General features: G+C 69.5%; 22 protein-coding genes and 3 tRNA genes. 13 read left to right on the forward strand and 12 right to left on the reverse strand.

All coding sequences use genetic code 11. The annotated features are described in order from the left end of the window. The first annotated feature begins 6 nt into the window (after positions 1-6). From ACLQ7T_RS00520 to ACLQ7T_RS00535, 4 genes are all read left to right on the forward strand, one after another. Positions 7-81, forward strand: a tRNA-Glu gene (locus ACLQ7T_RS00520). A 233-nt stretch (positions 82-314) separates the two neighbouring features. Beyond that, a complete protein-coding gene (locus ACLQ7T_RS00525) occupies positions 315-845 on the forward strand; it encodes a cold-shock protein (protein ID WP_420477633.1) in 531 nt (176 codons plus the stop codon). A gap of 23 nt (positions 846-868) precedes the next feature. Continuing rightward, positions 869-1,360 carry a DUF192 domain-containing protein gene (locus tag ACLQ7T_RS00530; RefSeq protein WP_420477634.1) on the forward strand — a complete coding sequence of 164 codons (492 nt, stop codon included), beginning with the start codon at positions 869-871 and terminating at the stop codon, positions 1,358-1,360. Between the two features lie 57 nt (positions 1,361-1,417). Then, positions 1,418-1,494 (forward strand) — tRNA-Pro (locus ACLQ7T_RS00535). A gap of 13 nt (positions 1,495-1,507) precedes the next feature. Here ACLQ7T_RS00535 and ACLQ7T_RS00540 read toward each other — a convergent pair. Beyond that, positions 1,508-1,819, reverse strand: coding sequence for a hypothetical protein (locus ACLQ7T_RS00540; RefSeq protein WP_420469893.1), 312 nt, complete (start codon positions 1,817-1,819; stop codon positions 1,508-1,510). 192 nt (positions 1,820-2,011) lie between these two features. Between ACLQ7T_RS00540 and ACLQ7T_RS00545 the strand changes: the two genes are divergently transcribed. Continuing rightward, positions 2,012-2,320 carry an ETC complex I subunit gene (locus ACLQ7T_RS00545; RefSeq protein WP_420469892.1) on the forward strand — a complete coding sequence of 103 codons (309 nt, stop codon included), beginning with the start codon at positions 2,012-2,014 and terminating at the stop codon, positions 2,318-2,320. 129 nt (positions 2,321-2,449) lie between these two features. Continuing rightward, positions 2,450-2,526, forward strand: a tRNA-Arg gene (locus ACLQ7T_RS00550). A gap of 11 nt (positions 2,527-2,537) precedes the next feature. Here the strand turns inward: ACLQ7T_RS00550 and ACLQ7T_RS00555 are convergent. Beyond that, positions 2,538-2,867, reverse strand: a complete 330-nt coding sequence (locus tag ACLQ7T_RS00555) for a hypothetical protein (protein ID WP_420477635.1) — start codon at positions 2,865-2,867, stop codon at positions 2,538-2,540. Between the two features lie 225 nt (positions 2,868-3,092). On the opposite strand from ACLQ7T_RS00555, the gene ACLQ7T_RS00560 reads away from it, so the two are divergent. Beyond that, positions 3,093-4,886 carry an ATP-binding protein gene (locus ACLQ7T_RS00560; protein ID WP_420477636.1) on the forward strand — a complete coding sequence of 598 codons (1,794 nt, stop codon included), beginning with the start codon at positions 3,093-3,095 and terminating at the stop codon, positions 4,884-4,886. A gap of 4 nt (positions 4,887-4,890) precedes the next feature. On the opposite strand, the gene metC is transcribed toward ACLQ7T_RS00560, so the two are convergent. Beyond that, positions 4,891-6,069 (reverse strand): cystathionine beta-lyase, encoded by a 1,179-nt coding sequence (gene metC, locus ACLQ7T_RS00565; protein WP_420477637.1) that lies wholly within the window; start codon positions 6,067-6,069, stop codon positions 4,891-4,893. Positions 6,070-6,171: 102 nt separating this feature from the next. Between metC and ACLQ7T_RS00570 the strand changes: the two genes are divergently transcribed. Continuing rightward, positions 6,172-7,263 carry an amino acid ABC transporter substrate-binding protein gene (locus tag ACLQ7T_RS00570; protein ID WP_420477638.1) on the forward strand — a complete coding sequence of 364 codons (1,092 nt, stop codon included), beginning with the start codon at positions 6,172-6,174 and terminating at the stop codon, positions 7,261-7,263. A 31-nt stretch (positions 7,264-7,294) separates the two neighbouring features. Continuing rightward, positions 7,295-8,608, forward strand: coding sequence for a dicarboxylate/amino acid:cation symporter (locus ACLQ7T_RS00575; RefSeq protein WP_420477639.1), 1,314 nt, complete (start codon positions 7,295-7,297; stop codon positions 8,606-8,608). Here the strand turns inward: ACLQ7T_RS00575 and sseA are convergent. After that, complete coding sequence (sseA, locus tag ACLQ7T_RS00580) at positions 8,605-9,438, reverse strand: 3-mercaptopyruvate sulfurtransferase (RefSeq protein ID WP_420477640.1); 834 nt, start codon at positions 9,436-9,438, stop codon at positions 8,605-8,607. The genes ACLQ7T_RS00575 and sseA overlap by 4 nt on opposite strands. A 21-nt stretch (positions 9,439-9,459) precedes the next feature. Further along, entirely contained in the window at positions 9,460-10,680 is a 1,221-nt protein-coding gene (locus ACLQ7T_RS00585; protein ID WP_420477641.1) for a class I SAM-dependent methyltransferase, read from the reverse strand. 252 nt (positions 10,681-10,932) lie between these two features. Between ACLQ7T_RS00585 and kdsA the strand changes: the two genes are divergently transcribed. The 4 genes from kdsA to ACLQ7T_RS00605 are packed head-to-tail and all read left to right on the forward strand — an operon-like array spanning position 10,933 to position 15,387. Beyond that, on the forward strand, positions 10,933-11,793 hold the full coding sequence (kdsA, locus tag ACLQ7T_RS00590; RefSeq protein WP_420477642.1) for a 3-deoxy-8-phosphooctulonate synthase: 861 nt from the start codon (positions 10,933-10,935) through the stop codon (positions 11,791-11,793). Between the two features lie 18 nt (positions 11,794-11,811). Further along, positions 11,812-13,263 carry a D-glycero-beta-D-manno-heptose 1-phosphate adenylyltransferase gene (gene rfaE2, locus ACLQ7T_RS00595; protein WP_420477643.1) on the forward strand — a complete coding sequence of 484 codons (1,452 nt, stop codon included), beginning with the start codon at positions 11,812-11,814 and terminating at the stop codon, positions 13,261-13,263. A gap of 1 nt (position 13,264) precedes the next feature. After that, entirely contained in the window at positions 13,265-14,266 is a 1,002-nt protein-coding gene (gene rfaD / locus ACLQ7T_RS00600; protein ID WP_420477644.1) for an ADP-glyceromanno-heptose 6-epimerase, read from the forward strand. Next, positions 14,263-15,387 carry a DUF3089 domain-containing protein gene (locus ACLQ7T_RS00605; protein ID WP_420477645.1) on the forward strand — a complete coding sequence of 375 codons (1,125 nt, stop codon included), beginning with the start codon at positions 14,263-14,265 and terminating at the stop codon, positions 15,385-15,387. The genes rfaD and ACLQ7T_RS00605 overlap by 4 nt, the downstream gene beginning before the upstream one ends. A 16-nt stretch (positions 15,388-15,403) precedes the next feature. Here ACLQ7T_RS00605 and ACLQ7T_RS00610 read toward each other — a convergent pair whose 3' ends face one another. The 7 genes from ACLQ7T_RS00610 to ACLQ7T_RS00640 all read right to left on the reverse strand — a co-directional run bounded on the left by ACLQ7T_RS00610 (position 15,404) and on the right by ACLQ7T_RS00640 (position 21,028). After that, complete coding sequence (locus ACLQ7T_RS00610; RefSeq protein ID WP_420477646.1) at positions 15,404-15,988, reverse strand: hypothetical protein; 585 nt, start codon at positions 15,986-15,988, stop codon at positions 15,404-15,406. Positions 15,989-16,163: 175 nt separating this feature from the next. After that, the gene (locus tag ACLQ7T_RS00615) at positions 16,164-16,796 is read right to left on the reverse strand and encodes a methyltransferase family protein (protein ID WP_420477647.1); all 633 of its coding nucleotides are present in this window, start codon (positions 16,794-16,796) and stop codon (positions 16,164-16,166) included. 11 nt (positions 16,797-16,807) lie between these two features. Beyond that, positions 16,808-17,455 carry a tetratricopeptide repeat protein gene (locus tag ACLQ7T_RS00620; RefSeq protein ID WP_420477648.1) on the reverse strand — a complete coding sequence of 216 codons (648 nt, stop codon included), beginning with the start codon at positions 17,453-17,455 and terminating at the stop codon, positions 16,808-16,810. Between the two features lie 22 nt (positions 17,456-17,477). Further along, positions 17,478-18,230, reverse strand: a complete 753-nt coding sequence (locus ACLQ7T_RS00625; protein WP_420477649.1) for an SDR family NAD(P)-dependent oxidoreductase — start codon at positions 18,228-18,230, stop codon at positions 17,478-17,480. Continuing rightward, the gene (locus ACLQ7T_RS00630; RefSeq protein WP_420477650.1) at positions 18,220-18,897 is read right to left on the reverse strand and encodes an iron-containing redox enzyme family protein; all 678 of its coding nucleotides are present in this window, start codon (positions 18,895-18,897) and stop codon (positions 18,220-18,222) included. The genes ACLQ7T_RS00625 and ACLQ7T_RS00630 overlap by 11 nt, the downstream gene beginning before the upstream one ends. A gap of 8 nt (positions 18,898-18,905) precedes the next feature. Beyond that, on the reverse strand, positions 18,906-20,342 hold the full coding sequence (locus ACLQ7T_RS00635; protein ID WP_420477651.1) for an AMP-binding protein: 1,437 nt from the start codon (positions 20,340-20,342) through the stop codon (positions 18,906-18,908). Beyond that, positions 20,339-21,028, reverse strand: a complete 690-nt coding sequence (locus ACLQ7T_RS00640; RefSeq protein ID WP_420477652.1) for a thermostable hemolysin — start codon at positions 21,026-21,028, stop codon at positions 20,339-20,341. Before ACLQ7T_RS00640 ends, ACLQ7T_RS00635 begins: the two co-directional genes overlap by 4 nt. Positions 21,029-21,131: the final 103 nt, after the last annotated feature.

Below are 21,131 nucleotides of genomic sequence, written 5' to 3' on the forward strand. Positions count from 1 at the left end.
CGCCGCGGTCCCTTCGTCTATCGGTTAGGACGTCAGGTTTTCAACCTGAAAAGAGGGGTTCGATTCCCCTAGGGACTGCCACGCGGGCCTTTCCCCCCTCATCGGCATACGGATGACCCCCCGCGCGGGCGTGGGCGACACGCGCATGGCCGCCGTCGGGCGGTTTCGGGTCAGGATTGAACGATCCGGAGCGTGCAACTCGGAAAAATGGACATTTTTCGCTTTTCAGGGGTTCGCAGAACCGTGTTAAATAAGCCGTGCCCGTACTGATCCCGGGCAGGGGGAAAGTTGTGTCTGACTACGAGGTTGGGGAGATGGCGACCGCGGTGCGGATCGCCGGGCGGGTCAAATGGTTTGATCCCGGCAAGGGGTACGGCTTCATCGTGCCCGACGATCCGGGGCTGACCGACCTCAAGGACGTGCTGCTTCACATCTCCAGCCTGCGCGACAGCGGTCACGAGACGGCCGCGGAGGGCGCGCCCATTTCCTGCGATTGCGTGCGTCGGCCCAAGGGCTGGCAGGTGACGGGCGTCATCGACCTGGGCGAGGGCGATCCGGCCGCGACCCAGCCGCCCCGCCGGCCGGGCTATGACGGCCTGCGCCAGCAGTCGGCGATCCCGACCCCGTCAGGCGGTCCGCTGGAGCCGGCGGTGGTCAAATGGTTCAATCGGACCAAGGGCTACGGATTCGTGGTGCGCGACGGGCAGGCCGGCGATATCTTCGTCCATGTCGAGACGCTTCGTCGCTGCGGTCTGGATGACCTGCTGCCGGGCGAAACCGTCTCGGTGCGATTCGCCGACGGCCCCAAGGGGCTGGTGGTCGCCGAAATCAGAATGGGCGGATAGGCTCCGCCCTCGTGGAAGGGCGGATGCGTATGATCAATCGTCGTGGAATTCTGGGGCGGGGCGCCGTGGCGGCGCTGACCGGAGCCCTGCTGCTGGCCGGCTGCGCCCTGGGCACGCCCAAGGGCGCCAACGGCGAGCCGATGGAGGCGCTGACCATCACCACCGCGACCGGCGAGCACAAATTCATGGTCGAGATCGCCGACGACGACGCCGAGCGTCAGCGCGGCCTGATGGAGCGTCCGCCGCTGGCCGATGATCGCGGCATGCTGTTCCAGTTCCCCGACGTCGCCGAGCGCGGCTTCTGGATGCACAACACGCCCAGCGCCCTCGACATCATCTACATCGACCCCTACGGCCGCATCGTCTCGATCGTGAAGAACGCCGCGCCGAACAACGACACGGTCCTGCCGTCCAACGGCCCGGCCATGGGCGTGCTGGAGCTGCGCGGCGGTCGGTCGGACGAAATCGGCGCCCGGCCGGGCGACAAGGTCCATCACCCCTTCTTCGCCGAATAGGCGTCGATCACGGATTGCGGCGAGGGGCGGCGCGTGGCAAGACGCGCCGCTCTGGATCGGGGTGTGGCGCAGCCTGGTAGCGCATCTGTTTTGGGAGCAGAGGGTCGGAGGTTCGAATCCTCTCGCCCCGACCAGAGTTTACGGGGGTCAGAAGATCCCCACCGCCCCGTCGGCCCACACCAGCAGCACAGCGCCCGTCAGAACCGCCGCCAGCACCAGCCGGCCGGTCAGGTCGCGGACCTTCCAGGCGGCCAGTTCGAACAGGGCGCCCGCGCTGACCAGCAGGATGGCGGCGAAGGCGAAGTCTTCCGCTCCCCAGTCGACCGCGCGCGTGACCTGCATCGCGATCAGCGGCGCCACCAGCAGGGCCGCGATCCCGCCCCACAGCGCCACCCGCCACAGCGGCACGCTGGGGCCTTCTCCGGAGCCGTCATTGCGGGTGTTGCTCCTGTCCGTCATCCCGACCTCGTCCTGAAGATGGTGATGGCCTTTCATGCGCCAGACCGGGGCGGGAGGCGTGTGGAGATTCGAAGGATTTTCCGCGCAGGCGGCGTTGCGCAGACCGGGCCCGCCTGACGGGCCGCCTTGATCCCGGGGCCGAAGGCTTTTAGGACGCGGACACCGGTTTCGGCCGGACCAATGAGGATTCCGATGGCCATCGCCCGCATCTACCGCCCCGCCAAGACCGCCATGCAGTCCGGCAAGGCCAAGTCGAGAGACTGGCGGCTGGAGTTCGAGCCGGCCTCGGCGCGCACCATCGACCCGCTGATGGGCTGGACCTCGTCGTCGGACATGAACGGGCAGGTCCGCCTGACCTTCGATACGAAGGAAGAGGCCGTCGCCTACGCCGATCGCCACGGCATCGCCTTCCGCCTGCACGAGCCGCAGGAGCCGCCGGTGATCATCAAGGCCTACGCCGACAATTTCGCCACCAACCGCAAGCAGTCATGGACGCATTAGTCGCCGCAGGCGACTAATGCTTTTTAGTGGCCTACCGCCCTTCGGGGTACTTGAGGCCATGGATCGCGTCGCACCTGTCGCTTCCATCGCCGTCGTGCGATTTGGAGCGCGGTCTGCATTCGCCCTCGGGCGCCCTTAGCTCAGCTGGATAGAGCACCCGCCTTCTAAGCGGACGGTCGCAGGTTCGAATCCTGCAGGGCGCGCCAGGGGGACGGCGCTATCTCGCGATGCGCCGGCCGGGCTTCTCTTCCGTGACATCCCATTCGAACACCTCGCCGGTTCTTTTGTTGACGGCGAACCAGCCCATGCTTGTGCTGCCGCAGAGGTCTTGCCGGCAGAAAGCGTACAGGGCGAGGGGGTAGTCGCCGTTCTTTTCGTCCAGGTTTTCGCAGCGGGCGACATGGCTGGTCGGGAGGCCCCGGACCGCGGTGACCTTCTGTGTGGCGACGGCGCAGGCGGCTGCCTCACTGGTGACGGGTTGCGGCCTCGCGCATGCGGTCGAGGACAGGGCCAGAAGCGCCAGACAGATCCCGGACATCACGCGCATGGTCCCTCGCGGAATTGTCACCGCAGGAACGCATCGTCCGGCGTCGACCGGGAGAGATTGCCCGTCGCACACCTCGACCGCAACAGGTCTCCGGGCCCTTGAAATGTTAGCGGTATCTTCAGCTAACCGTGGTTTGAACTCCGCATGGGGCCTGAAAGATCATCCATCCTCACCCGGCGCGACAGAAGCCGGGGCGATGCTGCAGAAGGGGATGCTCGCGCCATTGTGGAAGGCCGCCTGCTGCAGTGGGGGGCGCGGTACAATCTCCGGAACTGCCTGGTCTTCCTGGCCGTCATCATCGTGATCCACCAGATCCAGGGCGGAGGGCTGACCTCCGGGGTCGGCTGGCTGGTGATGATCGGGTTGATCGCCAATCTGTGCCGCATGGTCTTCACCCCGGCGCTGGCGCGACGGGCGAAGGACGGCGGCGTCCGCGAGGCGCGGGACCTGAACCTTGCGCTGACCTTCGGCTCCCTGTTGAACGGCGTGGTGTTCGCGCTGATCGCGGCGATCATCCTGCCCGGGTCGGACGTGACCTCCCAGTTCGTCACCGTCGTGGTGGCGGCGGCGCTGGCGGGCGGGGCGGTCGGCGTGCTGTCGCCGTTGCGGTGGGTGGCGATCGTCTACGTGACCCTTATCCTGCTGCCGGCCGCCGCGCTGATCTGGCGGGAGGATATTCTGCCGCCGGTGATCTCGGGACTGGGCGTCGTCTTCTGGCTGGCCATGTGCGCCGGAATCTTCACCAACAGCCATCTCTACCGCGCCTATATCGAAGGCGAGGAAGAGGTCGCGCGGATGCTGGCGATGCAACGTGAGCAGACCGAGGCCATCGCCGCGCTGAACGCTTCGCTGGAGACGCGGGTGGCCGAGCGGACGGCCGAGTTGAGGCTGATGGTGCAGGAAGCGCAGTCCGCCAACCGCGCCAAGTCGCAGTTCCTGGCCTCGATGAGCCATGAGCTCCGCACCCCGCTGAACGGCGTGTTCGGCATGATGCAGATGATGGAGCGCGGTGACCTGGCCGCGGATCAGCGCGCCCGTCTGGCGCTGGCCAAGGATTCGGCCTCGACCCTTCTGGCGATCATCAACGATGTGCTGGACATCTCGAAGGTCGAGGCCGGCCGGCTGCATCTGGAGGTCGAGGCCTTTGACGCGGACGTTCTGTTTGATGTGCTGGCTCAGAACTATGAGCTGCAGGCCCGCTCGGCCGGCCTCGTCTTCCGCGCCGAGATCGGCGAGACCGTCGGCTACCGGTCCGGCGATCCGGTCCGGGTGAAGCAGGTGGTCGGCAATCTGCTGGCCAATGCGATCAAATTCACACCGGCGGGGTCCGTCAGCCTGACAGTTGAAGGCGATGACGAGGGTCTGACGGTGACGGTCCAGGATACGGGACGGGGCATTCCCGCCGCCGCCCTGGACACGGTGTTCGAGCGGTTCGAGCAGTGCGAGGGAACCGACGCCCGACGCGGCGGCACGGGGCTGGGCCTGTCGATCTGCCGCGAACTTGCGGAACTGATGGGGGGCGCGATCCGGGTCGAGTCCGAAGTCGGCAAGGGGGCCTGTTTCGAGGTGCGTCTTCCCCTGCCAAGGCTGGAGGGCGGGACGGCCGGGACCGGGGCGGGTGATGAGACGCTGTCCGCTGATCAGGCGCTGGTGGTCGATGACAATGCGGTCAACCGCACGGTGCTGGCGGGACTGCTTCAGTCCCTCGGCTTCGAGGTTCAGATCGCCTGTGACGGCGCCGAGGCGGTCCGGGCGGTCGAGGGCGGCGACTTTGGCGTCATCCTGATGGACATCAATATGCCGATCATGGACGGGCTGGAGGCCACGCGGATTATCCGGGCCCGGGAAAAGCGGAGAGGGTTGAGGCCGACGCCGATCCTGGCCGTGACCGCCAGCGTCCTGTCGCACGAGACGGAACAGTATTTCACCGCCGGTATGGACGGGGTGATCGCCAAACCGATTGAACTGACCCGGCTGGTGGCCAGCCTGCAGCAACTCGGTCAGGCGGAAGCGGCCTGACCGATCAGGCCCGACGCCACGCCGCCAGGCCCGCCTCCAGGTCCGCGATCAGATCCGCCGGATCTTCCAGCCCCACATGCAGGCGCAGCAGTTCGCCCGCCAGTTTCGGCGGCGATCCGCGCATCGCCAGTTGCGGCGTTTCGTGGGTGATCAGGCTTTCGAAGCCGCCCCAGGAGTAGCCGAGGCCGAACAGGGTCAGCGCCGACATCAGGGCGTGGGCGCTGGCGGTGTCGCCGGCTTTCATGACGACGCCGAACAGGGAGGCGGCGCCGGTGTAGTCGCGGCTCCACAGGGCGTGGGCGGGGGAGCCGGGCAGGGCGGGCCAGATCACGTCGGCGACCTCGGGGCGGGCCTTGAGCCAGTCGGCGACGACGCGGGCCGAACGGGCCTGTTCGGCATAGCGCAGGGGCAGGGTGCGCAGGCCGCGCAGGGCCAGCCAGGCGTCGTCGGAGGTGACGCGCCAGCCGTAGTCCTCGAGCGTCTCGAAGATCGGCTTGCCGACGGCGTCATCGGTGACGGCGATGGAGCCCATCAGCAGGTCCGAGTGGCCGCCCGCGTATTTGGTCAGGGCCTGGACGCTGACGTCGACGCCGTGGGCCAGGGGCTTGAAGGCCAGACCCGCGCCCCAGGTGTTGTCCATGATCGTCAGCACGCCGCGTTCACGACAGGCGGCGGCGAGGGCCGGGACGTCCTGCAGGTCGAAGGTCAGGGAGCCGGGCGACTCGATCAGCAGCACCTTCGTGCGGTCGGTGAGGGCGGACAGGATGGCGTCGGTCCCGGCCCCGGCGGGATGGAAGACGGTGTCGATCCCGCGCGGGCGCAGGTGGCGGTGCAGAAAGCGGCGGCTGGGGCCGTACAGGGCGTCGGTCGTCAGCACCTGGTCGCCGGGCTGGAGCAGGGCGGTCAGGGGCACGGTCACGGCGGCAAGGCCGGACGGGACCAACCAGACGTCGGACGCGCCCTCCAGCGCCGCCAGCGCCGTGCGGAGTTCGCGTCCCGCCGACAGGTCCTCGATGCCGTAGGTCGGGCCGAGGGCGCCGTCGCGCATGGCCCCCGGCGTGGCGTTGAGCAGGGTCGAGGCCCGCTCGACCGGCGGCGAGACCGGACGACGGCCGAGCCCGGGTCCCGCGTCGCGACGGGTGGCCCCGGCAATCAGGCGCGTGCGGTCGGATCGGTCGGTCATGGCGCCTCGCGGGGTTGCGGTTCAGGCCTCAAAGGCCTCTAAAAGGGCGGGGGCGCAAGTCTGGCGGATACACTGACGAGGCGCGGAATGCGGACAGGCGGGATGAAGGTTCGGACGGCGGCGCTGGCGCTGGTCCTGACGCTTGCGGTCGCCGCCTGCGGTCGGGGCGGCCGCGAGGACGACGCCGCGGACGACGTCGCCACCGCCCCGCCGACCGAGGCGCCCGCCTTCTCCAGCCCGACCCTGCAGGCGGTGAAGCGGCGCGGCCGGCTGAACTGCGGCGTGCATGAGGGGCTGGTCGGCTTCGCCTACACCGACAATCGCGGCCAGTGGCGGGGTTTCGACGCCGACTTCTGCCGGGCGCTGGCGGCCGCGGTTCTGGGCAATGCGGATGCGGTGCGGTTCGTACCCCTGACCACCAGCCAGAGGTTCAACGCCCTGCGCGCCGGGCGGGTGGACGTGCTGTGGCGCGAAACCTCCTGGACCCTTTCGCGCGAGGCGGAGGAGGGCATCCGCTTCGCCGGGATCAACTATTACGACGGTCAGGGCTTCCTGGTGCGGCGCTCGCTGAACCTGTCCAGCGCGGCCGAGCTGAACGGGGCGCGGATTTGCGTCCAGCGCGCCTCGACCACGGAGCTGAATGTGGCGGACTGGTTCCGCGCCCGCGGCATCGCCTACACCCCGGTCGTGACCGACAACCAGGAGGCGGCGCGGGAAGCCTACGGGCGCGAGGACTGCGACGCCTTCAGCGCCGACATTTCGGCCCTGGCCGCGGCCCGGACCCTGCTGCCGAACCCCGAGCAGCACGCCATCCTCCCGGATGTGATCTCCAAGGAGCCGCTGGGGCCGGCCGTCAAACGGGGGGACGAGGCCTGGACCTCCATCGTCCGCTGGACCCTGAACGGCCTCATCCTGGCCGAGGAACTGGGGGTCACGCGCCAGACCGTCGGGACCCTGGCCGGAGAAAGCCGCGACCCGTCGATCCGTCGCCTGCTGGGCGTCGAGGGCGACTTCGGCCCGATGCTCGGCCTGTCGAAGACCTGGCTGCGGGACGCCATCGAGGCCCAGGGCAATTACGGCGAGATCTTCGCGCGAAATCTCGGTCCGGACTCCTCGCTCGATCTGGAGCGCGGGCTCAATGCGCAATGGAACCAGAGACCTGCCGGCTTGATCTACGGCCTGCCGATCCGATAACCACACCGCTCAATCGCCGGGGGACCTCCGCATGCAAACGACGAAAAAGGGCGGAATCGCGCTCCACTGGCTGATGCTGATGGGCTTCGCCATCGGCCTCGGCGCCGGTCTGTGGGCCAATTTCGCGCTTCAGCCCGCAGCGGACTGGTGGCCGATCACGGTCGCCGGGACCATCGGCCAGATCTTCCTGAAGCTGCTGTTCATGATGGTCATCCCGCTGCTCTTCTCGGCCCTCGTGGTCGGGGTGGCGGAGATGGGCGACCTGAAATCCCTCGGGCGCGCGGGTCTGAAGACCCTGCTGCTGACCATCGTCGTGTCCGGCATCGCGGTCGTCATCGGCCTGGGCATGGTCAACTACTTCCGTCCCGGCGACGGCGTGCCGCCGGACGTGGCGCAGCAGCTGCTGGCCCAGGGCGCGCAAGGCACCAGCGAGATCGTCGAGAAGGCCCAGGGCGGAGTTCGCTTCGACCAGTTCTTCCTCGACCTGATTCCCTCGAACGTCGTGACCGCGGCGGCCGAGAACCAGATCCTGCCGGTGATGATCTTCGCCCTCTTCTTCGGCATCGGCCTGGTGATGGCGAAGTCGCCCCAGACCGACGGCCTGCAGCGCACCGTCGAGGGCCTGCTCGAGGTCACGATGAAGCTGATCAACCTGTTCATCAAACTGGCCCCGCTGGCCATCGCCTGCCTGATGTTCAAGCTGGCCGCCGTGTTCGGCTGGGACCTGCTGGTGCGTCTGGCCGCCTATGTCGGCGTCGCCGTCGGGGCCATGGCGGTGCACATGTTCGTGGTCTACCCGCTGGTCGTCTGGATCGGCGGCGGGATGAACCCGGTCAAATTCTTCCGCGGCGTGCGCGAGCCGATGGTGGTGGCCTTCTCGACCGCCTCGTCCAACGCCTCCCTGCCGGTGGCCCTGCGCGCCGCTGACGAGGAGCTGGGCCTGCCGCGCAAGATCGCCCGCTTCGTCCTGACTGTCGGCGCGACCGCCAACCAGAACGGCACCGCCCTGTTCGAGGGGGTCACCGTCCTGTTCCTGGCCCAGTTCTTCGGTGTCGAGCTGTCGTTGACCCAGCAGATCGTGGTCATGCTGGTCTGCATCCTGGGCGGGGTCGGCACCGCCGGCGTGCCCGCCGGCTCGCTGCCCGTGGTCGCCATGATCCTGGCCATGGTCAATGTGCCGGTCGAGGGCATCGGCCTGATCCTGGGCGTCGACCGCTTCCTCGACATGTGCCGCACCACCCTGAACGTCACCGGCGATCTGGTGCTGACCACGGTCGTCGCCCGCGGCGAGAGCGACGACATCGTCCCGGACGACGCGCGCGAGCCTTCGACGCTGGGGGCCTAGGCGCCGCTGACGACCGGGCCGCCTTCAGGCGAGCCCCATTCCGCCCAGCTGCCGTCGTAGAGGCGGGAGGGGCGGCCCAGCTCGTGCAGGCCGAGCGTCAGGATGGCCGCCGTCACGCCTGAACCACAGGTGGTGATCACCGGACGGTCGAGGTCGATCCCGGCCTCGGTGAAGGCGGCCTCCAGCGCGGCGTCGCGTTTCAGCCGGCCGTCCGGCTCGAGCAGCGCGGCATAGGGCAGATTCGTCGCTCCGGGCATATGACCCGGACGAACGCCCGGGCGCGGCTCGGCGGCCTCGCCCCGGAAGCGGGCGGCGCCGCGCGCGTCGATCACCTGCTGGCCGGCGTCCAGCGCTCCGCGCACCGCTTCCAGGCCGACCACGGCCTCGCTGTCAAAGCGGGGGCTGAAGAGGCCGAACGGCGGGCGGTCGGGCACGCCGGTCTCCAGCGGCAGGTCGAGCGCCGTCCAGGCGGGCAGGCCGCCGTCCAGCACCCGGACGTCGCGGGCTCCCATGATCTTCAGCATCCACCAGACCCGCGCCGCCGAGAACAGGCCGGCGGTGTCATAGACGACGATACAGTCTCGGTCCGACAGGCCCAGCACCCCGGCCGAGGCGGCGAAGGCGGCGGGTGTCGGCAGGGTGTGGGGCAGGGGGCTGTCGCCGTCGGACACGGCGTCGAGGTCCAGGAACATGGCTCCCGGAATGTGGCCCCCGGCGAAGTCGGCGCGGGCGTCGCGTCCGTCGAGATGCCAGCTGGCGTCGACAATCCGGAGGTCGCGCTGGCCGAGACGGTCAGCCAGGTCGGGGGCGGAGATCAGGGCGGAGGTCATGGGGCCGGTATGCGCCCCGTCTCAGCCCTTCGCCAGAGCCAGCTGGACCACGTCCGTCCGCCGCGACCGGAAGCCGGCCTCGCAATAGGCCAGATAGAACCGCCACAGGCGCCGGAAGCGCTCGTCAAATCCCGGCATCCGGCTGATCTCGGACCAGGCGGCCTGGAAACGCTCGTCCCAGAGCTTCAGCGTGTCGGCGTAGTCGAGGCCGAAACGCTCAATGGTCCGCCAGTCCAGACCCGCGCGTTCTATCACCGGCTTCAGCTTTTCCTCCGACGGCAGCATGCCGCCCGGGAAGACGTATTTCTGGATGAAGTCGGTGCGCCGGTTGTACTCGGCGAACAGGGCGTCCTGGATGGTGATGATTTGCAGGCCGGCGCGCCCGCCGGGAGCCAGGATGTCGTGGATCTTGCCGAAATAGGTCGGCCAGTATTCCTGCCCCACAGCCTCGAACATCTCGATCGAGGCGACGCGGTCGAACTGGCCGGTCACGTCGCGGTAGTCGATCAGCCGGACGTCCGCCCTGTCCGACAGGCCCGCGTTGAACAGGCGCTGCTTCGCGAAGTCGTACTGCTGCTGGGAGATGGTGATGCCGGTGACGTGCGCGCCGATCTCCCGGGCCGCGAACTCGGCGAAGCCGCCCCAGCCGCAACCGATCTCCAGCACGTTGTGGCCGGGCTTCAGGTCCATCAGGCGGGCGAGGGCGGCGTATTTTTCGCGCTGGGCCGCCTCAAGCGGCGTGTCGGGCGTGGCGAAACGCGCCGACGAATAGGTCATCGAAGGGTCCAGCCACCGGCTGTAGAAGGCGTTGCCCAGATCATAGTGGGCGTGGATGTTCTTGCGGGATCCGCTGCGGCTGTTGCGGTTCAGGCGGTGCGACACCCAGTTGATCGCCGTCATCAGCGGATTGCCGTCGAACAGGCGGCGGATGTGGTCGTAGTTCTGCGCCAGCACCTCCAGCAGGGGCGCCAGATGGGGCGTGTCCCATTCACCGGCCATATAGCCTTCCGCGAAGCCGATATCGCCATTGGCCAGGACGCGGCGGGCGAAGCGGTAGTTCCGCACCAGCAGGGTCGCGGACGGCCCCGGTTCGGCGCCCTCAAGCTGATGGACATCGCCCCCCGGGAGCTGGACGGTCAGGCGTCCAAAGGTCCAGTTGGACCTGAGCAGCCGCAGCAGGAGCGCCGCCCCGCGGGGCGCGCCGGCCGTCGTCGCGTGGGCGTTGGTGGGCACGGACGTCATGCCGAAAAGTTGGGCAGCGGGGTCGCGGGCGTCAATGGGGCGACGATTCGTCGGGGTGTTGGTTTCAGACATACGATCCTCGGGCTGCGAACCTGATACGTCGGCATTGCCTCGCCGGATCAAGGTCTTGCGCCTGTGGTCACGCAGGCGGGCGGCGTGGTAGGTTGCGCGCCACCACATCCGACGCCACCTGATCGCCTCATAGGTGCGGCAAGGGCCGCGCGTCGCCCAACGCAGTTTCAGGAAGCCGCCGTGTCCCAGCCCAACGCCGTCATCGACATCAAGGGCGTCGCCCGTCCCGTCAGCATCGGCGGCGGCCAGAAGATCGCCTTCATCGCAGGGCCCTGCCAGCTGGAAAGCCGCCAGCACGCGCTGGAGATGGCCAACGCGTTGAAGGAGATCGGCGAGCGTCTGAACGTCGGCATCATCTACAAGACCAGCTTCGACAAGGCGAACCGCACCAGCGCCAACGCCGCGCGCGGTTTCGGCCTTGAGGGCTCGCTGCCGATCTTCGCCGAAATCCGGGAAAGCGTCGGCCTGCCGGTGCTGACCGACGTGCACACCGAGGAGCACTGCCGCATCGCCGGCGAGGTGGTCGACGTGCTGCAGATCCCGGCCTTCCTGAGCCGCCAGACCGACCTGCTGCTGGCCGCCGCCGCCACCGGCAAGGCGATCAACATCAAGAAGGGCCAGTTCCTGGCTCCGTGGGACATGAAGAACGTCATCGCCAAGGTCACCGGCGCGGGCAATCCGAACGTCATGGCCTGCGAGCGCGGCGCCAGCTTCGGCTACAACACCCTGGTCAGCGACATGCGCGCCCTGCCGATCCTGCGCGAGATCGGTTGCCCGGTCGTCTTCGACGCCACCCACTCGGTGCAGCAGCCGGGCGGGCAGGGCACGTCGTCGGGCGGCCAGCGCGAGTTCGTGCCGGTGCTGGCCCGCGCCGCCGTGGCCGTGGGCGTGGACGCCGTCTTCATGGAAACCCACCAGGATCCGGATCACGCCCCGTCGGACGGCCCGAACATGGTGCCTCTGAGCCAGTTCGAGGCCCTGGCCGCGGACCTGCTGGCCTATGACGCCCTGTCGAAGGCGCGGATGGCGAACGCGGCCTGAATCCGGTAGTCCGACCGGATGGCTGAACGCACGCTCGATCTGGGACAACTGCAGGCGCTTCTGGAGCGCGTGCGCGGGCTGAAGGTCGCCTGTGTCGGCGACCTGATGCTGGATCGCTACGTCTATGGCGAGGTCAGCCGGATCTCGCCCGAGGCGCCGATCCCCGTCCTGCGCGCGCGCCGTACGGTCGCCATGGCCGGCGCCGTCGGCAATGTGGCGCGGAATGTCGGTTCTCTGGGCGGCGCGGCGCGCCTCGGCGCCGCCGTCGGCGATGACCCGGCGGGCGCCGAGCTGCGCGCCCTGATCGCGGCGGACGAGGGGGTCGAGAGCTTTGTGGCCGCCGGCCCGGCCCCGACCATCGTCAAGACCCGCTATGTCTCCGCCGGCCAGCAGTTGTTGCGGCTGGACGATGAGGTCGCCGGCGACCGGTCCCTGTCATCGGCCGCTGTGTTCGACGGCGCGGCCTCGATCCTGATTTCCGACTACGCCAAGGGCGGCGTCACCGCGACCGTGCTGGAGGACGCCCTGACGGCGGCCCGGGCCACGGGCGCGCCGGTGATCGTCGATCCCAAGGGCAACGACTTCGCCCGCTACGGCGCGGTCGATGTGATCAAGCCGAACGCCAGCGAACTGGCGGGCGCCACCGGCCTGCCGGTCGAGACGGACGCGGACGTCGAGGCGGCTCTCAAGGCCCTGCTGGCGGCCACGACGGCGAAGGCGATCATCGTCACCCGCGCCGGCAAGGGCATGAGCCTGATGCGCCGCGGGGGCGCGGTGAAGCATTTCCCGGGGCGGGCGCGCGAGGTGTTCGACGTCTCCGGCGCCGGCGACACCGGTCTGGCGGCGCTGGGCCTGGCGCTGGGGGCGGGCGCCGCCCTGGAGGCGGCGGTGGAGTTCGCCATCCTCGCCTCGGGCGTGGTGGTCGGAAAGGCGGGCACCGCCGTGGTCACCCCGGCCGAGCTGATCGACGCCGAGATGAGCCAGCACGCCTCGGGCGCCCACGCCAAGGTCATGCCGCTGGAGGAACTGGCGCATGTGATCGAGGGCTGGCGTCGTCAGGGACTGAAGGTCGGCTTCACCAACGGCTGTTTCGACATCCTGCACCGCGGCCATGTCGCCTATCTGGCCCAGGCGCGCAGCTGGTGCGACCGGCTGGTGGTGGCGCTGAACACCGACGCCTCGGTGCGCCGCCTGAAGGGGGAGGGCCGTCCGATCAACGATCTGGACAGCCGCGCCGTGGTCATCGGCGGCCTGCAGTCGGTGGATCGGGTGACCAGCTTCGACGACCCGACGCCGATCGCCCTGATCGAGCGGCTGCGGCCCGATGTGTTGATCAAGGGCGCGGACTACACTCGTGAGGGGGTGGTCGGCGGCGACCTGGTCGAGAGCTGGGGCGGCGAGGTGAAGCTGGCGACCTTCGAGGACGGCTACTCCACCACCCGGACGATTGAGAAGATGAAGGCGGACTGAGATGGCGCGTCGGATGATCGTGGTGACCGGCGGCGCGGGCTTCATCGGCTCGAACATCGTCGCGCGCCTGTGCGCCGAGGACCGCCATGACGTGGTGGTCTGCGACCGCATGGAAGAGGCGGCGCTGGGCAAGTGGAAGAACCTGGCCAAGCACGGCATCGCCGACTTCTGGCAACCGGAGGAGCTGTTCGAAAGGCTGGAGCAGCACGCCGACCGGGTCGGGTCCATCGTGCACATGGGCGCCATCTCCTCGACGACCGAGGCGGACGCCGACCTGATCATGCGCACCAATTTCAGCCTGTCGCGCGACCTGTGGGACTGGTGCGCGCGGCGCGACGCCCGGCTGATCTACGCCTCTTCGGCGGCCACCTACGGTGACGGGGATCAGGGGTTCGAGGACGACAACAGCCTTGAAGGCCTGTCCGCGCTCCGCCCGCTGAACGCCTACGGCTATTCGAAATTCCTGTTCGACCAGTATGCGGTGAAGCAGGCCGGACGCGGCCATGCGCCGGGCCAGTGGGCGGGTCTGAAATTCTTCAACGTCTACGGCCCCAACGAGTACCACAAGGGCGGGATGAAGTCGGTCGTGGCCCAGATCTGGCCCAAGGTGCAGGCGGGTGAGCCGGTCACCCTGTTCCGGTCGCACAATCCGAACTACGCCGACGGCGGCCAGATGCGGGACTTCGTCTTCGTCGAGGACGTGGTCGACATCATCGCCTGGCTGCTGGAGACGCCGTCGGTGTCGGGCGTGTTCAACGCCGGCTCCGGGCAGGCGCGGTCCTTCCTGGATCTGGCCAGCGCCACCTTCGCGGCGGCGGGCAAGGCCCCGCAGGTCGAATACGTCGATACCCCGCTGTCGATCCGGGACAAGTACCAGTACTTCACCGAGGCCCGGATGGAGCGTCTCCGCGCCGCCGGCTATCCGGGGCAGTCCACGCCGCTGGAGGAGGGGGTCCGCCGGTATGTGCAGGACTTCCTGATGACCCCGGACGCCTACCGGTGAGACCGGGGACGCTGACAGCCCGCCAGTGGGTCGGCGTCGTCGGCCTTGCCCTGGTTCTGCTCGTCGTGACGGCCGTGGCGGTGTGGCGGGGCGACATCCTGCGCGCCGGGCTCGATCCCCAGGTGCCGTTCCAGACCTATTCGCCGCCGCCGGCCCCGGACTATGCCGGGGCGGACGACTGGGCCCTGCTCGACGCCCGCGCGCCGGAGGCGGGAGACGCCTCGGTCTTCTTCGTCCATTCCACCACCTATGACGGCGGCCGGGACTGGAACGGTCCGATCGGCGAACGCAAGGGCGAACGCTGGCTGCAGGAAGTGGTGCTCCCCAACTACGCCGGCCCCTTCGCCCGGGCCGGGGCGGTGAGCGCGCCGCGCTACCGGCAGGCCAGCCTCTACACCCGGCTGACCCTGCGCGAGGATGCGCGGGAGGCGCGGGCCTTCGCCTATGCCGACATCGCGGCGGCCTTCGAGGTCTGGCTGGCCCGGCATCCGGCGGGGCCGCTCGTCTTGGCGGGCACTGAACAGGGCGGGGAGCTGGTCGAGCGTCTGGTCCGGGAGAGGGTGGCGCCCGACGCCGCGCTGCGCGCGCGGGTGGCGGCGGTCTATCTGGTCGATGTCCTCGTCCCGGTGGACCGGCTGTCCATCGCCATGCCCGCCTGCGCCCGGCGGGACCAGACCGGCTGCATCGTCGCCTGGTCGCCCGTGGACGACGGCAATGACGGCGCGGCCCGCCGGCGGCTCCGACGGGCCCTGGTCTGGGACGACCGTGGACGGCTGGTCGAGCTGGACGGGCGTCCGGCCCTGTGTGTGAACCCGTTGACCGGTTCGACCGACGGGGCCCCGGTCCCCGCGCGGGCCCAGCGCGGCGCCACCAACGCCACCGGTCTGGAGTGGGGTGCGCGTCCCGCCCTGATGGCCCGCGAGGTCGGCGCCCAGTGCCGCGACGGCCTGCTGCGCCACACCGCGCCCCGGCTGGAGTCCCTGCAGCCCACCGGCAGCTGGGCCGACCGCCGCAAGGCCCGGCCCTACAATCTGTTCTACGGGGACACCGAAGCCGACGTCGAGGCCCGCCTCGCCGCCTGGCGCGTGGCCCATCCCGCCGCCGGAAGCGCCGCGGTCTAGGCCGCGAATGGGCGCCTCAGGCGGGGCTGTCCGCGCGACGCCAGCGCCGGTCGATCGTCCGCGTCACGCCGCAGAGCTGGAGGAAGCCGACCACTTCCGGCCTGCGCCCCGCGATCTCGTCGACGTCGGCCAGGAGAGGAATGACGGTCCACATCGCCGGGAACCTGCGGACATGGACATCCGGGCTGGCGCGAAGGTGAGGGCAATGGCGGAGGGAGCGGTCCACGCAGCGCCTGTGCAGCGGCGCGATGCCGCCGGCGTCCAACAGGACGGTGTCGTCCCCGATGTCGGCCGGAAGCGCGAGCCCCTTCCGACGCAGCGCGCCCGCCGCGACAGGTTTGGCGACCTGGGTCCAGCGATCGTCCTCGCGGGTCGGGTCGCCGCACATCGGGCACAGCATCCGCATGACCGAGAGGCGCTGCCGGACGAGATGGTTTTTGGAGTATTGCGGCTTGCCCCGCCCGGCCGCGTCAGCCTGACAGAGAGCCGGGCGCCCGTTGACCGTGAAGCAGCGGCCGATCCCGAGGTGTTCCTCTCCGGTCCAACTCGTCACCCAGGGCACATCCTGCCCTACCTTCAAAGCCGAGAGCGTACCGGACATTCCTGACCTCCGGACCGGGGCCTGCCCCGGCCTTGAATACAGACCGCTGACGCCGATCCGAGACCGGTTTCAGGCGCGACGCAAGGGCCGGAGGCGCCGCGGTGGCCGGCTGTTGCAAGGCTGCAGCGCGGGGCGGGTCCCGCCCGGCCGGTTCCCCCCTCCCGCTGAAGGTCGGTCAGAACAGTCCGATCCTGAAGCCGATCAGCCCGGTCGATTGAAGATGTTCGATCCCTTCCATGACGGGGATGGCCGCGAGGAAGGTCAGGCCGTCCCGCAAGGTGCGGAGAAAGAAGGCGGGACGGACGGTCAGCTCCTCGGCGTCGCGCCAGCGCGAGACATCGGGCCAGAACCGCGGCGTGCGGGCGCGATAGGCGTCATAGGTTTCGCCGAAATGCTCCGCCAGCCAGGCCTCCTCCCGACCGACCGTCCGGACGAAGACGAGGAAGGTCGCCAGCGCGAAAACGGCGCCCACGACCAGGCTGCCGGTCTGCGCGCCGATCCCGAAGGCGCCGATGAAGCTGAACACATAGAGCGGGTTACGGGTGATGGAATAGGGGCCGCGATCCACGATCTCGGCCTTCTTCCGCCCCCCGATGTAGAGCGAGCACCAGCCGCGACCGACGATCGCGAGGACGATGAGCGCCAGCCCCAGGGCCTCGACGCCCTCGTGCCATTCACCGTCGAAGGCGGTGACGGAGCGCACGCTGGCGGTAACAGCCAGAAGGGCGAGGAGAACGAGGCCGGCGAACCATTTCCGGCGCCGTTGGACGACGTCGAGCGACAGGGCGACAGGTGGATGCATGGTCATTGCGGCTCCGTTCAGTGGTGCTGCTGGGCGCGGGCGAGCAGGGCGCGGGCCTCGGCCTTGCGGCCCCGGTCGGCGACGGCGCGTCCGGGGCGGGCCGGGGCGTCGATGGCCTTCTGCAGGTAACGGGCGGCGCCGTCCCAGTCGTGTTCGCGGACCAGCAGATCGCCCATGAAGAAGTTGGCGTCGATGTCATTGGGCGCCAGGGCCAGACCACGCTGCAGATACTCGCGGGCCCGCTGGCGATTGCCGAAGCCGAGCGGGGCGCCGGGCACCTGGGCGTAGAGCGAGCCGAGGCTGACGTAGGCGGCGCCGTTGAGCGCGCGGGGGTTGATCCGCTCGGCCCGTTCCAGTTCCGAACGGGCGTCACGCACCAGACCGAGGGCGCCGATGCCGCCGCGCAGGCCGGCTTCGGACGCGGTGATGATGGCGTCCCAGATCAGCGGTTCAGCCCTGTTCGGGCACTGGGCGACCACGGCGTCAGCCTGGGTGTTCAGGCGGGCCATCTCGGCGGTGCGGACACCCTCCGGAACCTCGAAATTCACATGGTCCCAGGACTGCTGGAGGGCGCGGACGCGATCGTCGCAGGCGTCGGCATGGGCGGCGGAGGCCACCATCAGCGGGGCGACCATCGCGGCCAGGGCGAGCAGGGCGGGTTTCATGGGCGGTTTCCTCCTTTGATGATCAGCCCGCGAAAAGCGCGCGGGCCTTCAGGTCGTTGGACTTCAGGGCGCCGTCGATCAGGCCGGGCGCAACGGCGTTGAGCCGGACGAAAAGGGCCTCGGGGAAGCCGAGATAGACGTCGCGGCGGTTCTTCCGGATCGCGGCCACGATCCGGCGGGCGATGCGGTCGGGATCGTCAACGGCCATGCCGGTGAGACGGGCGAACTCATTGACCCTGTCCGAGTTGAAGGGCGTCGCCACGGCGCGCGGAGCCACATAGGTGACGTCGATCCCCGTACCGGTCAGCTCTCGCCGAAGGGACTGGCTGAGCGCCCTCATCCCGGCCTTCGCGCTGGAGTAGGTGGCGAAATGGGCGAAGTTGATGGAGCCGAAGATCGAGCCGACGTTGGCGATCTGGCCCCGCCCACGCCCCTTCATGCCGGGCAGAACCGCCTGCGCCAGTCGGGCGGGAGCGATCAGGTTGACCATGTAGCTGGCGAGCAGATGTTCGGGCGTCTGCTGCTCCAGCGGCCCGAAATGCTGGATCCCGGCGATGTTGACCAGCAGGTCCCACGGACGCCCGGCGACCGCCGCGGCCACGGTCTCGAGACCGTGCGCGGTCGACAGGTCGCCGACGAGGGTGTTCCGGCCGTCCACGGGGGCGCGGGCGATGACGGTCACGCGGCCGCCCTCCCGTTGCATCTGTTCCAAGACGCGGCGTCCGAGCGCGCCCGAGCCTCCGGTGACGAGGATGTCGCGATCCTTAAAGCGCATCGGCCGTCTCCCGCGTGGCGACATGGGGGATGGAGGCGAAGACGCCGCCGAACAGGCCGAACATCACCCTGGCCATATGGACGATGGCCGCACGGTCGTCGGGGCTGGAGACGCCGTCGAGCAGTTGTTTGAGGAACAGGATGTGGTCCTGGTCCAGCGCGCCGTGAGAGACGAGATATGAAAACGCGGCGGGGGGCAGGCCGAGGCTTTTCTGAACCGCGTCCGCGCCGACGCTGGCCAGCTGGATGCTGGTGCCCTCCAGCACATAGACCATGCCGAAGAAGGCCATGGGGTTGATCCGCTGGATGGTGTCGTAGGCGTAGGCGACCATGACCTCCGTCGCGACGTTGGGGCCGTCGCGGACCGTCCGGTCGGGATCGCCGCCTGCGGCGCGGATGTCGTTCAGGATCCACCTCTCGTGGCCGGTCTCCTCGGCGATGTAGTCGTCCAGGGCGCTTTTGAAGACCGCGTGGTCGTCATCAAGCCCGGCCCGGGCCGCCTGCATCAGGGGCACGGTGTGCCGGACGTGGTGATAGGCCTGGGCCAGGTAGGCGACGTAGGTGTCGCGGCTGATACGGCCGGCCAGACCGTCACGGATTTGCGGGATGGCGGCGAAGGCCGCGCGTTCCGCAGCGGTCGCGGCGACCAGCTCATCGAAAAAGGACATGCGAACTCTCAGGCGGCTTGGGAGGGAGAAGGAGGCGGGGCGTAGGTCCGGCGCAGGACCTCGCGACGCGGACGGCCGTTGGCGGTGACCTGTCCGGCGGCCGGATCAAACGGGGCGACCAGCCGCCAGTCGGCGATGCGGGCGTAGTCCGGCAGGCGGCTGTTGGCGCGGGCGACGGCGGCCTGGACCTGTGAGGGATCGGCGCCCGGCATGGGCACGAGGAGGGCCGACAGGGTCGCCGCGGCTTCGCCCATCACCATGGCCTGCAGTATCTGGGGTTCGGCCAGAAGCTCGCTCTCGACCCATTCAGGGGCGACGTTGCGGCCGAAGGCGGTGATCAGGGTGTTGGACTTGCGGCCCTCGACCTTGAGGCGGCCCTCGCTGTCGAAGACGCCGATGTCCCCGGTCGCCACGACATCCGGGCCGCCTTGTCCGCCCACGTAGCCGAGGAAGGGGCGCGGCGAGACGAGAATTTCACCATCGTCGGCCAGGGTGACCGTCAGATGCGGCAGGGGGCGGCCGACCGTTCCGGGGCGGGCGTCGTCCGGCGTGTTCAGGGCGACGACGGAGGCGCATTCGCTCAACCCGTAGCCCTCGACGACGGGAAGGCCCGCGGCGGCGGCGGCGGCGAGCAGGGCCGGGGCGACGCGCGCGCCGCCGACCGCGATCATCTCCAGCCGATGATCCAGCTTCAGGGCCGCCTGCGCCGCGATCAGTCCTCGCAGCAGCTCCGGCACCAGGATCAGGGTCGTGACACCGGTCGCGGCGACGGCGGTCAACAGGCGGGCGAAGTCCGGACGGAAGGCCTCGCCCATGCCCGCTTCAGCGAGGCCGACGGCATGGTAGCGCCCGCCCGCCAGAAGCGTCGCGTACAGGCCGGCCACATTCTCGAGCAGCACGGCGAGGGGCAGAACCGGCATGTGCAGTCCGGCGCGGTCACGGCCCAGCACGCTGACGAGCGAACCCGCAACGGCGTCCATCTGCGCCTGCGACAGACAGACGCCCTTGGGGGCGCCGGTGGAGCCGGACGTATAGGTGATCTTGGCCGTGCCCGGGTGAAGGGGGCGCGCGGCGATGCCGGTGCTGTTGAGACGGATACGCCCGCCGCCCGGGACACACGGGTCGTCATCGCTGTCTCCGGCGCCCACCAGCAGGCCGGCGCCGGCGTCCGCAAGCGCGTGGTCGCGCTGGGAGGCGGTGAAGAACGGCGGGATCGGCACGGACGGCCGACCCGCCAGGATCAGCGCCAGATCGGTGACGACCCAGGCCGGGCCGTTGTCGAGCGCGACGCCGACCGGCGAGACGTCGCCGGCGAACCGGGCGGCGAGGCCGGACACCGCGGCCGCCAGCCCGGCGGCGGTGAGCGCGCCGTCCGTCCAGCTCAGCACGATCTCGTCAGGCGTCGCCCGGGCGCGCTGCATCAGCGCGTCGATGACGGCGCTCATCGGCGATCCTCGTAGTGCAGGCGGGTGCGAACGGCGCGGCCGACGGACGCGGTTCGGGAGAACTGGTCGAGGGGGGCCGTCGCCGCGGAGATACAGCCCGCCAGAACCACCGGATCGGTCTGGTAGTAGGCGCCCCAGGCCCCGCCGCCGTCGTCCAGGCGTCCCGGATCGGCCTTGGCCAGTTCGAGAGCGCCCAGACCCGCGCGACTGAAGATCCGGCGCAACTCACCGGTCGCGGTCGCCACCGCGAAACCCAGACCTTCGCGCTGAAGGTGATGCGCCATGGCGGCGAACAGGAAGACGGTCGCACCCTGGCCGCTGGAGGCCAGGCCGCCGATCTCCACGATCTGCGCGCGGGCGACCGTCGCGCCTATTGCACGGCCCAGTACATCCTCGACGGGCGCCGTGAGATACTGTTCGAGGAACAACCGCTCCTCGGCCGCCGGGCGGAAGCCGACGACGGCATAGATGACCCCGGCCTCGTCCTGCACGCTCATCAGGGTCGGATAGTGGCCGGGGATGCGGCTGCCGTAGGCGTCGGCGTAGGCGTCCTCGATGAAGCGCTCCACGCGCCGTCGCTCGGCCTGACGGGGGTCGTCGAAACGGATGATGCTGGAGGACAGGGTCCGGCGCTCGCGCGAGGACGGCGGAGCGGGGTCGGGGAGGGTGAGCCGGGCAGGAAACATGAGCGCCTCAGGAACAGTCTGTGGGCCTGAGACGACACGGCGTGTCCGGCCCCACAAAAAAATCTTCGGGAGAGGCGAACCCCGTTGCCCGGGGGCGCGGCGC

Source organism: Brevundimonas sediminis (assembly GCF_048799765.1).
In the GTDB taxonomy this organism is placed as follows: Bacteria; Pseudomonadota; Alphaproteobacteria; order Caulobacterales; family Caulobacteraceae; genus Brevundimonas.

Bases quoted from the DNA above. Each gene is read 5' to 3' on its own strand.
- ACLQ7T_RS00545 (WP_420469892.1), top strand. From the start codon at position 2,012: ATGGCCATCGCCCGCATCTACCGCCCCGCCAAGACCGCCATGCAGTCC.
- ACLQ7T_RS00630 (WP_420477650.1), bottom strand. From the start codon at position 18,897: ATGTCCTTTTTCGATGAGCTGGTCGCCGCGACCGCTGCGGAACGCGCG.
- metC (WP_420477637.1), bottom strand. From the start codon at position 6,069: ATGACCGACCGATCCGACCGCACGCGCCTGATTGCCGGGGCCACCCGT.
- rfaD (WP_420477644.1), top strand. From the start codon at position 13,265: ATGGCGCGTCGGATGATCGTGGTGACCGGCGGCGCGGGCTTCATCGGC.
- ACLQ7T_RS00635 (WP_420477651.1), bottom strand. From the start codon at position 20,342: ATGAGCGCCGTCATCGACGCGCTGATGCAGCGCGCCCGGGCGACGCCT.
- ACLQ7T_RS00570 (WP_420477638.1), top strand. From the start codon at position 6,172: ATGAAGGTTCGGACGGCGGCGCTGGCGCTGGTCCTGACGCTTGCGGTC.
- rfaE2 (WP_420477643.1), top strand. From the start codon at position 11,812: ATGGCTGAACGCACGCTCGATCTGGGACAACTGCAGGCGCTTCTGGAG.
- ACLQ7T_RS00585 (WP_420477641.1), bottom strand. From the start codon at position 10,680: ATGACGTCCGTGCCCACCAACGCCCACGCGACGACGGCCGGCGCGCCC.
- ACLQ7T_RS00625 (WP_420477649.1), bottom strand. From the start codon at position 18,230: ATGCGCTTTAAGGATCGCGACATCCTCGTCACCGGAGGCTCGGGCGCG.
- ACLQ7T_RS00540 (WP_420469893.1), bottom strand. From the start codon at position 1,819: ATGACGGACAGGAGCAACACCCGCAATGACGGCTCCGGAGAAGGCCCC.
- ACLQ7T_RS00575 (WP_420477639.1), top strand. From the start codon at position 7,295: ATGCAAACGACGAAAAAGGGCGGAATCGCGCTCCACTGGCTGATGCTG.
- ACLQ7T_RS00525 (WP_420477633.1), top strand. From the start codon at position 315: ATGGCGACCGCGGTGCGGATCGCCGGGCGGGTCAAATGGTTTGATCCC.
- ACLQ7T_RS00555 (WP_420477635.1), bottom strand. From the start codon at position 2,867: ATGCGCGTGATGTCCGGGATCTGTCTGGCGCTTCTGGCCCTGTCCTCG.
- ACLQ7T_RS00620 (WP_420477648.1), bottom strand. From the start codon at position 17,455: ATGAAACCCGCCCTGCTCGCCCTGGCCGCGATGGTCGCCCCGCTGATG.
- ACLQ7T_RS00530 (WP_420477634.1), top strand. From the start codon at position 869: ATGCGTATGATCAATCGTCGTGGAATTCTGGGGCGGGGCGCCGTGGCG.
- ACLQ7T_RS00615 (WP_420477647.1), bottom strand. From the start codon at position 16,796: ATGACCATGCATCCACCTGTCGCCCTGTCGCTCGACGTCGTCCAACGG.
- sseA (WP_420477640.1), bottom strand. From the start codon at position 9,438: ATGACCTCCGCCCTGATCTCCGCCCCCGACCTGGCTGACCGTCTCGGC.
- ACLQ7T_RS00640 (WP_420477652.1), bottom strand. From the start codon at position 21,028: ATGTTTCCTGCCCGGCTCACCCTCCCCGACCCCGCTCCGCCGTCCTCG.
- ACLQ7T_RS00610 (WP_420477646.1), bottom strand. From the start codon at position 15,988: ATGTCCGGTACGCTCTCGGCTTTGAAGGTAGGGCAGGATGTGCCCTGG.